Source organism: Actinoplanes cyaneus (assembly GCF_016862095.1).
Taxonomy (GTDB): Bacteria; Actinomycetota; Actinomycetes; order Mycobacteriales; family Micromonosporaceae; genus Actinoplanes; species Actinoplanes cyaneus.
Genome location: NZ_BOMH01000071.1, coordinates 20,855 through 33,730, shown reverse-complemented (window position 1 = coordinate 33,730; position 12,876 = coordinate 20,855). Strand labels below are relative to the sequence as shown.

At 73.6% G+C, this 12,876-nt stretch carries 10 protein-coding genes; 7 read left to right on the top strand and 3 right to left on the bottom strand.

Translation table 11 applies throughout. The annotated features are described in order from the left end of the window. Positions 1-839 precede the first annotated feature (839 nt). A complete protein-coding gene (locus Acy02nite_RS39490) occupies positions 840-1,169 on the top strand; it encodes a DHCW motif cupin fold protein (RefSeq protein WP_203753414.1) in 330 nt (109 codons plus the stop codon). Positions 1,170-1,201: 32 nt separating this feature from the next. Here the strand turns inward: Acy02nite_RS39490 and Acy02nite_RS39485 are convergent, their stop codons facing one another. After that, positions 1,202-4,015, bottom strand: a complete 2,814-nt coding sequence (locus Acy02nite_RS39485; protein WP_203753411.1) for a LuxR family transcriptional regulator — start codon at positions 4,013-4,015, stop codon at positions 1,202-1,204. Positions 4,016-4,196: 181 nt separating this feature from the next. On the opposite strand from Acy02nite_RS39485, the gene Acy02nite_RS39480 reads away from it, so the two are divergent. The 4 genes from Acy02nite_RS39480 to Acy02nite_RS39465 are packed head-to-tail and all read left to right on the top strand — an operon-like array spanning position 4,197 to position 8,522. Then, positions 4,197-4,973, top strand: coding sequence for an ABC transporter ATP-binding protein (locus Acy02nite_RS39480; protein WP_203753409.1), 777 nt, complete (start codon positions 4,197-4,199; stop codon positions 4,971-4,973). A 1-nt stretch (position 4,974) separates the two neighbouring features. Further along, positions 4,975-6,876 (top strand): FtsX-like permease family protein, encoded by a 1,902-nt coding sequence (locus tag Acy02nite_RS39475; protein WP_203753407.1) that lies wholly within the window; start codon positions 4,975-4,977, stop codon positions 6,874-6,876. An 11-nt stretch (positions 6,877-6,887) separates the two neighbouring features. Then, entirely contained in the window at positions 6,888-8,369 is a 1,482-nt protein-coding gene (locus Acy02nite_RS39470; RefSeq protein ID WP_239175637.1) for a helix-turn-helix transcriptional regulator, read from the top strand. Between the two features lie 9 nt (positions 8,370-8,378). Beyond that, positions 8,379-8,522 carry a PNPOx family protein gene (locus tag Acy02nite_RS39465; protein WP_203753403.1) on the top strand — a complete coding sequence of 48 codons (144 nt, stop codon included), beginning with the start codon at positions 8,379-8,381 and terminating at the stop codon, positions 8,520-8,522. Between the two features lie 72 nt (positions 8,523-8,594). On the opposite strand, the gene Acy02nite_RS39460 is transcribed toward Acy02nite_RS39465, so the two are convergent. Beyond that, positions 8,595-10,352: a DUF1996 domain-containing protein gene (locus Acy02nite_RS39460; RefSeq protein WP_239175635.1), complete on the bottom strand. Its 1,758-nt coding sequence runs from the start codon at positions 10,350-10,352 to the stop codon at positions 8,595-8,597. Between the two features lie 167 nt (positions 10,353-10,519). Then, positions 10,520-11,224, bottom strand: coding sequence for an ANTAR domain-containing protein (locus Acy02nite_RS39455; protein WP_203753575.1), 705 nt, complete (start codon positions 11,222-11,224; stop codon positions 10,520-10,522). Positions 11,225-11,663: 439 nt separating this feature from the next. Here Acy02nite_RS39455 and Acy02nite_RS39450 point away from each other — a divergent pair, with 439 nt between their 5' ends. Both Acy02nite_RS39450 and Acy02nite_RS39445 read left to right on the top strand, forming a co-directional pair. After that, positions 11,664-12,101, top strand: a complete 438-nt coding sequence (locus Acy02nite_RS39450) for an STAS domain-containing protein (RefSeq protein ID WP_203753398.1) — start codon at positions 11,664-11,666, stop codon at positions 12,099-12,101. Positions 12,102-12,150: 49 nt separating this feature from the next. Next, positions 12,151-12,876, top strand: a complete 726-nt coding sequence (locus Acy02nite_RS39445; RefSeq protein WP_203753395.1) for a GAF and ANTAR domain-containing protein — start codon at positions 12,151-12,153, stop codon at positions 12,874-12,876.

The window sequence follows — 12,876 nt, the reverse complement described above, 5'->3', positions numbered from 1 at the left end:
ATGCTCAGTACGACCCGTCTGCGAAGGGGGAACGGCAAGGGGAACCTCCGTGGGACAGCTGGGGGAAAGCTCACTACGCGGCCTGACCGCACCGCTCGATCACGCTCGTGGCCATCGAGAGCCGTCATTTCCGGCGCGGCCGCCGGGCGTGGCCGGGACAGGGAGAAGCGGGTGGTGACCGGGTCGGCGCGCGGTACGCCTACCGCCGGGTGACGAGGCTGCGGAACAGTGGTGAGAGCGTTAACACCTGATGTCGGAGATTGCCACAAAGTTTCGGCGCCATCAAGAGGCGTTGATGAATGGAAGCCGGATCAGTCGGCGATACACCCATTTCACGTGGCCATCGACGACCGGCCGACTTCTTCTCCGGGAATTTCACATGCCGGAGAAACTCAGTTCACCAGAATTGTTACATCCGCCGTACGCAGCGAGTCCGGTCATCGGCGCGGAGTCCGTCCCCCGCCCAGCCGCATGGTGGCCGGCGCGAATGGTAATGCGCGGTCAATTCCGGGAGTCGCCGTCGACGATCGCCGGTGAACGGCCCCGGGAGCTTCGGCGCCGCTCGATCCGAGCCGCTCCGCGAACTGTGATCGCTAACAATGATCTCAGCCGAGCCGCCTGCCGCTGGCCGGGCGCCTGGCCCGGCGGTACCGCGGCGGCTCCGAGCCACCGCCCGGCCGGCACTCAGGTGCAGGCGCTCAACCCGTGCAGAACCCCGCTGCGGTACGTGGCCGGTGGGATGCCCTGCTCCGGGTCTTCGCGGGTCCGGCCCGCCACGACCCGGGCGGGCGTCGCTAGAGTCTGCCGGGTCTTCGGCAGAACTCACCTCAGGGGCGCGCGTGCACATCTCCCGCCATCCGTTCAGCACCGTCGCGTGGGACCAGGTGGCGGTGACGGTCCATCCTGGCGAGACCGGCACGGCCCGATGGCAGACCCACAACCTGGGAGACGTACGGATCCGCAGGGTCCGTTACAGCCCCGGTTACCTCGCCGACCACTGGTGCACGAAGGGCCACGTGCTCCTGTGCGTCGAGGGCAGTCTGCGCACCGATCTGGCCGACGGCCGGACGACGACGCTGGAGGCCGGCGACTTCTACACCGTCGGCGACGACTCCGAGCCGCACCGATCGAGCACCCGGACCGGCGCGACGCTCTTCATCGTCGACTGAGCCCACGGCCCGTCGCCCGGACGGCGGCCCGGTCAGGGTGACACGGAGGTGCGGTCGCCCGGGCCGTGTTCACCGAGCCGGCCCCGCAGCTCCCGGCGCGAGGTGATGCCGAGCTTGGCGAAGACCCCGCGCAGATGGGTGTCGACGGTGCGCGGGCTGACGAACAGCTCCGCGGCGGCCTCCCGGGTCGTCGCACCACCGGCGACCAGCCGGGCCACCGCCTGCTCACGATCGGTCAGGCCGTGCTCGCCGGTCCCCCGGCGCCCGCCGGCCGCGGCCAGTTCCCGGGCTGCGCGGGCGGCGAACGCGGCCACCCCCATCTCCGCGAACGCGTCGTGCGCGGCCCGTAACTGCGCAGCGGCGTGGGAGCGCCGGCCGTTGCGGCGCAGCCATTCGCCGTGCAGCAGTCGCGTGCGGGCCAGCCGGACGCGGCCGGCGGTCCGGCCCAGGTGCTCGATCGCGTTCCGGTAGTGACCGTCGGCCGCCGGCCCCGGGGTGACCAGTGCCCTCGCGGCTTCCGCCGTCCCGGTGCACCAGTCGCTGTCCAACTCCGCGGCGCGCTGCTCGAGCCGGACCGCGACGCGGGTGGCGGCGTCGAGCTCGCCGATACGACTGGCCGCCTCGACGAACTCGGGGAAGACAGCCAGCGGGTAACTGGGTTCGTCGAAGTCCGCCGAGGAACGGCAGATCTCGGCTGTCTCGCGGTAGCGGCCCTGGCCGTTCAACAGGACGGCCCTGGCGCACGCCAGCGCGGTGAGCAGCCGTCCCTCCCCCCGTGCCGTGGCGTCGCCGAGCACGATGCGGGACAGCCGCTCCACGCGATGCTCATCACCGCGCCAGGCGGCGACGCAGAGGTCGACGTGCGCCATGGACGGTGCGCCGACATCCGCCGCCGCGGCGTACGCCTCGTCGACGAACCGCTGCGCCTCGGTGAACCGGCCCTCGAACACCGCGGCCAGTCCCCGGTAGCTGAGCGCCACCGGCATGGCGGTGACCGCGCCGGTCCGCCGGACATGGTCGAGTTGCCGATCGGCGAGTTCCAGGAAAGCGCGATCGTCCCAGAGATCCTCGGCGGCGCTGCACGCCAGCCAGAGCTCGCCGATGCCCAGCCCCGCGGCGCCCTCCCGGCTGTGCCGGACGTACGTCGCGACGGCTCGGCCCAGCAGCGCCGGGTCCGGCGGGTCACCCCCGTTCGTCCAGGAGGGACCGTTCGCCCGGGAGAGCTCGCGCACCCGCGAGAGCATGCCCTCCAGGAGCAGTTCCGCCGGTCGTGGCGGATAGTCGGCCGGCGGCAGCGCCGCCGCCTGTTCGGCCACCTCGGCAAGCGATCCGGGGCCGGCGAAGGAACCCATGAAGGTCAGCGCGGCGAGGGCGTCGAACAGCACGCCCCGGGCCAGCGCGGGATCGGCCGGGCCGGCCTGGCGGGCCGCGTCGATCAGCCGGCGTACGGCGTTCTCGTCACGAGCCTGATCGAAGGCGACCCGGGCGCGCAGTACCGCGGCCTCCGCGTGCCGGGCCGGGTCGGAGGTGGTGCTCTCGGCCACCGCGGCGAGGTCGAGCGCGGCGTTCGACTCGCCCGTCTCCCGCCGCAGCTTCCCGGCGGCGAGCAACCGGCGCGCCCGGGCCTGCGGGTCGGCGGTCAGCACGGCCGCTCGTTCCAGGAAGGCGGCGGCAGCGGCCAGCCCGCCGCGAGCGTGCGCCCGGGCGGAGAGGCGCTCCAGATCCGCGGCGAGTTCCGGGTCCGGGCCGGAGGCCGCCTGAGCCGCGTGCCACGCCCGGCGGTCCGCGTCGAGCACCGGGTCGGTGGCGTCGGACAGGGCGCGGTGCGCGGCCGCGCGGTCCGCCGGGGAGACCGCCTCGTACACCGCGGAGCGCATCAGCGGGTGACCGAACCGGAGCCGGGCGCCGACCTGGACGAGCCCGCTGCCGGCCGCTTCGGCCTCGGCTGCCCGGCCGGCGCCGAGAGCCCGCGCGGCCCGCCGCACCAGGGCCGGGTCCCCGGTCGGATCGGCGGCGGCCACGACAAGGAAGCGGCGGGCCGCCGGTGGCAGTCCGGCGTACTGCTCGCGGAACCGTTCCCGCAAGGTCGCGGGCAGGCCGTCGCGGCCGGCCGGAACGCCGAAACCGCCGGCCGTGGGTGGCAGGGCGAGCAGCGCGAGAGGGTTTCCTCGCGCCTCGTCGAGGACCCGGTCGCGGACCAGCGGGTCCAGCGGGGCCCTCAGCCCGGTGAGCAGGACCGTCCGGGCGTCGGCTTCGCGCAGGGCCGGCACCGGCAACTCGGGCAGCCCGGCGAGCGACGGCACCGTGGCCGGCTCCCGGACCGTCACCACGAGAGCCACCGCGGTGCCTCTCAGGTGCTGGGCGACATAGGCGATCACCTGCGCGGAGGCATCGTCGAGCCACTGGGCGTCGTCGACCGCGGCCAGGATCGTGGTCTCCTGTGCGCGGCCGGCCAGCAGGGCCAGGGTGGCCCGGGCGATGAGCGGGGTGGTCGGCGCGGCGCCGGGCTCGGCGAGACCCAGTGCCGTCGCGAGCGCGCGATCCTGAACCCCGGTCCATCCGTCCCGCCGGTCCAGCAGCGGGACCAGCAGCTGGTGGAGACCCGCGAAGGGCAGGTCCTGCTCGTACTGCGAGCCGGTCGCCCACAGCACCCGGCTGTCCGCCGTCGCCGTCAGGGCCGTGGCGACCAGTGCGGTCTTGCCGATGCCGGCGCCACCGTGCACCAGCAGCGCACCCCCGTCGCCCGCGGACGCCGAGCCGATCAGCCGCCGCAGCACCGCCAGTTCGCCGTCGCGGCCGACGAGCGGTCTCCGGCGGTGATGGTCACCGGCTGCGTCGATCATCATGGCGACGAGCGTAGAACCGCGGGCACAGACCCGTCGGCAGCCAACCCGTCGACGGCGGCTCCCGGCAGCGGCTCCCGGCGGACATTAGGCGATTTTCGCCGAGCCGGGTGACGGGCACGGCTGACATCGTCGGCGGGGCACCGGTGAAACCGGTCCGGGCACGAGCTTTGGAGGAAGTTGCATGGCAGCCGACAAGCTGCGGGGCTACGCCGATCCAGCGGTACGGACGTCATCGAACGCCGTGGCGATCGAACTGCGGGGCGTGAGCCGGTCCTACGGTCACGGGGCCGCGACCGTGCGGGCCGTCGACGACGTCGATCTGAGCTTCCCGGGTGGCACCTGGACCGCGGTCATGGGTCCCTCCGGGTCCGGCAAGTCGACACTGCTGCACTGCGCCGCCGGCCTGGAACGGGTGGACAGCGGGACGATCCTGCTCGGCGAGACCGACCTGACCGCCGCGGGCGACGACGAGTTGACCGCGCTACGCCGTACCCGGATCGGCTTCGTCTTCCAGAGTTTCAACCTCGTGGGATCGCTGACCGCCGAGCAGAACGTGGCGCTGCCGTTACGCCTGGCCGGCCGTCGCCCCGCGAAGAACCAGGTGCGTGAAGCCCTCGCGGCGGTCGGCCTCGGCGAGCGGGCCCGGCACCGGCCTCGCGAGATGTCCGGCGGGCAGCAGCAGCGGGTGGCCATCGCGCGCGCCATGGTGATGCGTCCGGAGGTCCTGTTCGCCGACGAACCCACCGGTGCGCTGGACACCCGGTCGGCGCATGTCGTTCTCGACCTTCTGCGCGCCACCGTGGACCGCGGGCAGGCGATCGTCATGGTCACCCACGATCCGGCCGCCGCCGCGCGGGCCGACGCCGTGGTCTTCCTGCGCGACGGCCGGGTCGTGGACCGCCTCGTCGGCGCGGACGTGCGGGCCGTGGCCGACCGCCTCGTCGCGCTGGAGCGCTGACATGCTGCGCTTGAGCTGGGCCGGGTTCCGGGAACGCTGGACGTTGTTCATCGGAGCGGCGCTGACCGTGTGCCTCGGGGTCGCCCTCGTGCAGTCGTCGCTGCTGCTCCTGTTGTCAGCGGTCACGCTGGAGCCGCCCGCGGGCACCTCCGCGGTGGACCGGATGCGGTTCGACGAGGCCAACGGCGCCTCGGCCGCGTTGATCTCGGTGACGCTCGGTTTCGCCGCGCTGTTCGCCGTCTTCATCATCAGTTCCACGTTCGCCTTCACCGTCGAGCAGCGTCGCCGCGACATGGCCCTGCTGCGGCTGGTCGGTGCCGGCCGCCGGCACGTGCGGCGCCTCATGCTCGGCGAGGCGGTCCTGCTCGGGGCGATCGGCGCGGTGGCCGGCGTGCCCGCCGGGCAGGCGGTGATGGCGGCCCAGTCCGCCCTGCTCGTCCGCCTCGGCTTCCTGCCGGAGGGCTTCGCCGGGCAGTGGCGCGGCTGGATCCCGTTCGCGTCGATCGGCGTGGGCGTTGTGCTGGCCGTCGTCAGTGTCCTGGTCGCCGCGCGGCGTGCCGCCCGGGTACGCCCGCTCGCCGCGCTGCGCGACACCGGGGAGGCCGCCCGGGTGATGACCGCCGGGCGATGGGTGTCCGGGCTGGTGTTCGGCGCCGGTGCGATCGTGCTGGCGGCCCTCGCCCCGGTCGGTGGCGCCGTCGGCGGGCAGGCGATGGCCCTGAACGTGTCGATCTGCGCGGCCATCGCGCTCGCCATGCTCGGCCCGGTTCTCGTGTCCCTGCTGACCCGCCTGGTTCCCGGCGCCGGCGTGCTGGGCATGCTCGCCAAGGCGAACGTCCGCGACAACGTACGCCGCAGTGCGTCCACCGCCGCGCCGCTGATCCTGCTGGTCGGCCTGCTGCTCGGACAGGCCGGCGCCTCGTCGTCGTTCGCCACGGCGGGTCACGAGGAGCTGCGCCGCACCACGAAGGCCGGCCTGGTGGTGGAGAGCATCGGGCCGGGCGACGGCCGGCTGTCCGGCGTGCCCGGCGTGCTGGACGTCTCCACCGAGACGTCGATGCCGGTGGCCGTCACCACCACCAGCGGGAAGGCGGTGAACACCCGGATCATGTCCGCGCTGGTGATCGATCCGGCGGCGTACGGGCGGGTTCATCCGGGTGGGAGCGAGCTGCCGGGCCTGCGTGCCGGTGCCGTCGTGGCCGGCCCCGGCGCCAGTGGGTACTCGCCGGGCGACCGGATCGGGGTGCGGATCGGCGACACCGATCTCGGCCCGCAACCGGTGGTGGCGGCTGTCCCGACGGCGATCGGCGGAGGCGCGGCCCTGCTGCTGGCCACCGGGACGCTTCCCGCCGGGCTGCTCGCCGGCGCCCCGTCGCGTACGTTCGTGACCCTTGATCCTCGTGCCGACCGGTCGCGGGTGACCGCCGCGCTGGCCGCCGCCGGCACGGTGTCGGAACTGGACGACTGGCTGACCCGCGACGGCGCGAACCGGAGCGCCACCAGCACCAGGATCCTCCTCGTGGTGATGGGTGTGGCCGGCCTGTACGCGCTGGTCGGCGTGGTCAACGCGGTGGTGATCGCCGCCGCCACCCGACGCCGGGAGTTCGCCGCCGCGCGCGCCACCGGCCTCACCCGGCGCCAGGTGGTACGGATGGCCCTGGCCGAGTCGTCGATCGTGACGTTCCTCGGGTTGTTGCTCGGCCTGGTCGCCGCGGCCGGGACCTACGCCGGTGTGCTGGCCACCACCGCCGCCGTGACCGGCACCGCGACCCTCGACCTGCCGTGGCGGCTGATCGCCGCCGTGGCCGTGAGCGCCTTCCTGGTCACCGGGCTGACCAGCGTGCTCACGTCGTGGTCGGCGACCCGCGGACAGCCCGTGGCGCTGCTCGGCGCCCAGGAGTAGGACTGTCTGCCATGGGCACGACGGTCGCCGGGCCGGCGCCGGCCGTGCCGCCCGGACGCGAACGGGAGCGCGGCGAGTTGCTGCGCCTGCTCGACGAAGCGGCGGCCGGCCGGGGCGCGGCCCTGGTCGTGCACGGCGACGCGGGGATCGGCAAGACGACGCTGATCGAGGGCGTACTGGCCGGCCGGAGCGGTCATCGGCGGCTGGTCACCGGCGGTCCGCCGACCGGGCCCGGCCGGGCCTTCGCCGGCCTTCGCGGCCTGTGCGCCCCGGTCGTGGACCAGCTCGGGCGGCTGCCGCAGCGGCCGCGTGCCGTCCTCGGCGCCGTCCTCGCCGGCCGCCGCCCCGTGCCGGACCGGCTCCTGATCGGCGTGGCGATGCTGCGGCTGCTCACCGAGCTGGCCCGCGACCAGCCGGTCGTCTGCGTCGCCGACGACGCGGACGAGCTGGACGAGGAGTCGGTGCGGGTGCTGTCGTTCGTCGCCCGGCGCATCCGTGGCGAGGCGATCGCGGTGCTGTTCACCGCGGAACGGCCGCCGGCGGCGACGGCCGGGGTGCCGCGGTTGCACCTGGCCGGTCTGGCCGACCCGGACGCCCGCCGGCTGCTGGACGGCAGGGTGCCGGATCCGGCCGATGCCCGCGTCGTCGACCGGATCGTCGCCGAGGCGGGCGGCAATCCGGGCACCCTCCTGGCCCACCGGGATGCCACGTGGCCTCCGGTGCCGCCCGGCCGGGTGCCGCCCGGGCTCGGGCTGGAGGGGCTCGACCCGGACACGCGGATGCTGCTGCTCCTTGCCGCGGCCGAGCCGCTCGGTGATCCGCTGGTCCTGTGGCGGGCGGCCACCGGGCTCGGCATCGGGCCGGCTGTCGCGGCGGCGGAGGCGACCGGCCTGGTCCGGATCGGGATCCGGGTGCTGTTCCGGGACCCGCTGCTGCGATCCGCCGTCTATCTGGCGGCTCGGGCCGGGCAACGCCGCCAGGCTCACCGGGCCCTGGCCGCCGCGACAGTGGATCCCGGCCTGCGGGCATGGCACCGGGGCGAGGCCGGCGCACGGCCCGGCGCCGGCGAACCGCGACGGGTTCCCGCGACCGCCCGGCGCCGGGACGGATCACCGCCGCACGACGGGCGCCGCGCGGACGCCGACCGCGAGCCGGACACTGCCGGTGCCGTGCTCGCCGCCACGGCGAGAGCGCCGGCCGCGGAACCCCGGGCGATGTCCCAGGCCGGCCTCACCGAACAGGAAATGCTGGTCATCGGGCACGTCGCGCAAGGGCTGACCAACAAGGAGATCGCCGCGGTGCTGTTCCTGAGCCCGCGCACCATCGATGCCCACCTGCGGCGGATCTTCCGCAAGCTGGAGATCACCTCGCGCCGCCGCCTCCGGGAGCTGTGGCGAGGTCTCGCCACCGGGACGCACGGCCCTGTTCCGGGAGACGGCCGGGTGTCGTCGCCCGGGTCGGCCTCGTCGACCGGAGGGACCCGTACGACATAGCCTGGTCGTATGGCTTCCTCCAACGATCAGACCATCGCCGCGTTCCGCGCCGACCAAGGTGTGGCCGGGCCGCCCTGGGAGGGCAAGACGCTGATCCTGCTGCATCACATCGGCCGGCGGTCCGGCAAGGAGTTCGTCACTCCGTCCGCCTGACACTCCTCCGGATCGACGGCGAGGCGCGAGGGCGCGCCGGGTCACCGGCACACCCTCGCGGTGCGGCTGCGGTCAGCGGCAGTCCTTGCCCTTGTTGATGCAGGTGGCGATGCGCTGCATGGTCTGGGCCGAGTTGACGTTGACGAAGTCGTTGTGGTCGGAGAACGGGTTGTGGTTCTCCTCCGGGAACGAGTCCAGGGCGTACTGGCCCTTCTTCTGGACCTCCCGCGAGATCTGGTACGAGAGGGTGATCCGCAGCTGCGGGATCGCCACGAACCCGGCCGGGCAGGCGCCGGTCTTCCGGTCGGCGAACGCGACGTGAGCGCGGTGGTTGGCGCTGTCGGTGTTCTTGCCGTCCCAGCAGCCGGGGAAGTCCTGCACGCGCTGGACCTGGCTGCCGGCCGGGCAGATCGGGTACTTGTCGGACAGCCGGTCGGCGAACCCGGAGCAGGTCCAGGTGGCCCGGGCGTTGGCCGGGCCGCGGCTGGTCGGCTTCGCGTCACCGGTCAGCTCGCGCAGGAACTTCGGCATCGGTACGACCTTGCTCACCGCGTTGCCCCGGTACTCGATCAGCACCGCGGCCGGGCGCACGATGCCGCCGGTGTTGTTCGGCAGCTCCAGATTCGGGCCCTGCGGGTCGGGCAGCGCGGCGGCGGACGGGGAGGCCGACGGCTTACCGCCCTGCTGGCCGTTGCCCTGCTGGCCGTCGAGCGTGCAGGTGGCCAGTTTCCCGAGGCCCTCGGGACGCGGGGCGTTACGGCCGATGGCGATGGCGATGCGGTCCAGGACGGCGGTGCGCTTGGCCTTGAGCGGGCCGAGGATCGCGTTGTCGACGAAGGCGGCGCCGCCCTGCCCGCGGGTGGCGACCAGTCGCTCGTTCGCCTCCGAGATCTGCCGGTCCAGCTCGGCGAGGCTCCGATCGACCTCGGCCAGCGCCTGCCGCGGCACGCCGGGCAGCTTGTCCCGCACTCCGGGGCACCGGACCTGCGGGTTCGCCACCGGGCCGGCCTTCGTGGACGACGTGTGCAGGGCCGCGTGAACACCGTCGTAGCTGATGTCGCAGTCGGCCATCGACACCATCGCGGACGGCCACGCGCCACCGGCCCGGCGAACCGCGTCGCCGATCCCCGCCAGCGCGGACGCCCGGTCCGCACCCAGCTTGCGCAGGACCTCGTTGTTCAGGTCGGCGTTCACGCCCTTGACGGCGAGGATCCGCCGGTCCGCGGCGGCCTCCAGCTGATCCATCCCGGCCAGCTGCTGTTCCACGGCGGCTCTCGCGGTGTCCGGCACGGCCGGGAGACGATCCCGTACGGCCGGGCACACCACCGCGCCGGAGGTCCCGGACAGCGCCTGCCGGACCGTGGCGCCGTCGGCGCGCACCGCCGGGTCGATCCGCACGACCGGCCAGAAGTACGACGACTTGTCGCCGTTGCGGCAGGTGGTGCCGGAGGCGTCCAGGTCGGCGTCGGAGGAGAACGCCGTGATCGCCTTGTTGCCGACGAAGTCGTGCACGTGCTCGGCGCCGTTACGGATCCCCGGCTGGGCCACCGGGTTGTCCGGGCTGAACTTGCCGTTGCCGTTCGTGCCGCAGTCCACCGTGAACCGGCCGCGCGAGGCGTCCCGGCCCGGCCGCGGGTTCACCACGCCGGCCGCGACCCGCTCGATCGGCACGTACTGGTTCAGGCTCGTCGACGCGTCGGCGGTGCCCTTGCCACCACCGGAGACGAAGGTGGCGGTCAGGACCCCGGCGGCGGCGAGCGCCGTGCCGGCCGCGAGAACCCGCACCAGTGTCGGGTTCTTCGGCGAAGGCCGTCGGTTGCGAGCTCTCACGTGCTTCTCCTCATCGTGGGACGGACCGCCGCGATTGCCGGCGTCGCCCCTCGATACGAGGCTCGGATTGCTCCGGATCGCCGCTCCCGGCCCAGGTAAGGAGTCGGTAATAACTCGCCCGGCCACCCAGGGCATCGCCAGGAGCCGAGTCCCGGGTGGCCGCGCGTTCAGCGTCGCCGGGGCTGCTGAACGCTCTCCACCAGCGCGGCAGCGACGTCCCGCAGCTTGCGGTTGGTGTCCTGCGACAGCTTCGTCAGGATCGTGAACGCCTCGTCCGCGCTGCAGTGCCGCCCGCCCATCAGGATGCCTTTGGCCTGCTCGATCACGGCACGGCTGCGCATGGCCACCTGCATGTGCTGGGCCAGGCTGGCCTTCGTGTCGTACAGGTGCGCGTTGGCGAGGGTGACAGCGGCATAGCCGGAGAACGTCTGCGCCAGCTCGATCGCCTCGTCGTCGAAGGCCCGGGTGCGGGTGGAGTAGATGTTGAGCGCGCCGGTGACGTCCTCGTGGACCGGCAGGCCGACCGAGAGCGAGCTGCGCATCCCGGCCTCCTGTGCGCGACGGGCGAACTCCGGCCAGCGGGACTCGTTCGCCATGTCCGGCAGCGACAGCGTCACCGCGCCGGCCGAGGCGGCCAGGCAGGGTCCGTGCCCCTGCTCGTACTGCGACTCGTCCAGGGCCAGAGCGGTCTCGCCGGTGCACGCGGCGGTGTGCGGGCCGCCGGCCCGGACCAGCGTCACGGTGACCTCGGCCGCGCCCGGGATCGTGCGCTTGGCCGAGTCCGCGATCTTGCCGAGGACGCCGCCGAGGTCGGTCTCACCGAGTTTGATCCGGCCGAGCTCGGCGAAGGCATCAGCCGGGTCGAGGGGCATCTCACCGGACACAGCATCTCCTCCAATGGTCATTCGCGGCGATGGTCAGGCCTGGTCGGTCAGGAGGCCTGCCGCCGCCCGGCTCAGGGTGGTGCCGGCGTCCGTGGCGGACGCCTGGAGGACGCGGTATCCCTCCGGGTTCAGGCACCTGGCTACCCACCTCCCGCCGCCTCATTCCCGGTGTCATCGCCGCCGGAGTGCTGATCCATCGCCGAGCTGGGCCGAAGCCTTCCCGCCAGCATCCGATAGCCGACGAAATGCTATATAGTACGCTTTCTCCGGTTCATCCGGTGCGTACCGCGAAGGCCGGGCCCGGGAGCCCGGGGAGCACGGGTGAGGACCGTGGCGATCCAGTGGCGGCCGGGCGCACCCGGGACTACGCTCGTGCGTGGGTCAAACCAGGTGCCCGTCCTATCGGCGGCGGCAGAGGCGGATCCCCATGGTGGCTGAACATCCGTACCGGCTCCGCCTCGGTCGTGTCGATGTGCCGGACGATTTCTTCCGCGACGGCGTGGCCGCCACGGTCACCGACGACTCCGGCACTGTCGTTCTGGTGGTCTCCCGGCGGGCCGAGACCCGCAACGGTGACGGCGCCTCCGCCGCGCCGCTGGCGGTGGTGACCGCCGAGGGTGATCTCGATCGCGACACTGTCGCGCTCCTGCGGCACGCGCTGATCCAGGCGCTCGACGACGGCGGACCGGTCTGCTGCGACCTGGCCCGGGTCACGTTCTTCGGCGCGGCCGCCGCCAACCTCGCCTTCCACGCGCACGCGCGCGCCACCACCGCGGGGCAGCAGTTCCTCCTTCGCGGCGCCACCGCGACGACCCGGCGTGTCCTGGATGCCGTCGACCCCAGCCGGATTCTCCAGCGGTCGTAGCCGAACCTCCCCTCCCCGGCCACCCCGTGGTCCACCACAAGGAGACTCCGTGACGTCGTTCCCCGAGCACCGGGCACAGTCCGGCGTGCTGATGGATCGGCTGGTCGGCCTGGCGGGCACACCGGACGACTGCGCCACGATCGAGACCGATCTCATCGTCGTCGCGCAGGTCGCCGCCACCCGCATACCGGCGGCGGACTCGGCGTCCGTGACCGGCCGGGGCCGGGACGGCTACGAGACCGTGGCCGCCAGCAGCGACCTCGCGGTCGTCGCCGACAAGGCTCAGTACGGCGACGACGCCGGGCCCTGCCTGCAGGCCCTGACGACCGGGCGTCCGGTGGCGACTCCGCTGATCTCCGCCACGACGGCCTGGCCCGGCCTGCGGGAGACCGCCAGACAGGTGGGAATCCGGGCATCGCTGTCGATCCCGCTGTTCACCGGATCAGGCCGGACCGTGGCGTCGCTGAACCTCTACAGCCGGCGGCCCGGCGCCCTGACAGCGTTGAGCACGGCGATCTGCGAGGCCTACGACCCGCAGACCGCGCACGGCTGGGACCACGACGGGCTCGACGACGGCGAGCGGGAGATGACCGCCGGGGTGATCGGGGCGCTGGCCCTGCGCGCCATGATCCAGCAGGCGATCCGGCTGCTCGCTGCCGATGCCCCGGCCGACCCCGGCTCCGCCTACCCGCGGCTGCGCACGCGAGCCGCGGAGACCGGCGCGAGCCTGACCGACGCCGCCGCCCAGGTGATCGAAGAGCACCAGGACAGGTGA

Excerpts from the sequence above, each read along its gene's own strand:
- Acy02nite_RS39485 (WP_203753411.1), bottom strand. The coding sequence starts at position 4,015 with ATGATGATCGACGCAGCCGGTGACCATCACCGCCGGAGACCGCTCGTC.
- Acy02nite_RS39480 (WP_203753409.1), top strand. The coding sequence starts at position 4,197 with ATGGCAGCCGACAAGCTGCGGGGCTACGCCGATCCAGCGGTACGGACG.
- Acy02nite_RS39475 (WP_203753407.1), top strand. The coding sequence starts at position 4,975 with ATGCTGCGCTTGAGCTGGGCCGGGTTCCGGGAACGCTGGACGTTGTTC.
- Acy02nite_RS39470 (WP_239175637.1), top strand. The coding sequence starts at position 6,888 with ATGGGCACGACGGTCGCCGGGCCGGCGCCGGCCGTGCCGCCCGGACGC.
- Acy02nite_RS39465 (WP_203753403.1), top strand. The coding sequence starts at position 8,379 with ATGGCTTCCTCCAACGATCAGACCATCGCCGCGTTCCGCGCCGACCAA.
- Acy02nite_RS39455 (WP_203753575.1), bottom strand. The coding sequence starts at position 11,224 with ATGCCCCTCGACCCGGCTGATGCCTTCGCCGAGCTCGGCCGGATCAAA.
- Acy02nite_RS39450 (WP_203753398.1), top strand. The coding sequence starts at position 11,664 with ATGGTGGCTGAACATCCGTACCGGCTCCGCCTCGGTCGTGTCGATGTG.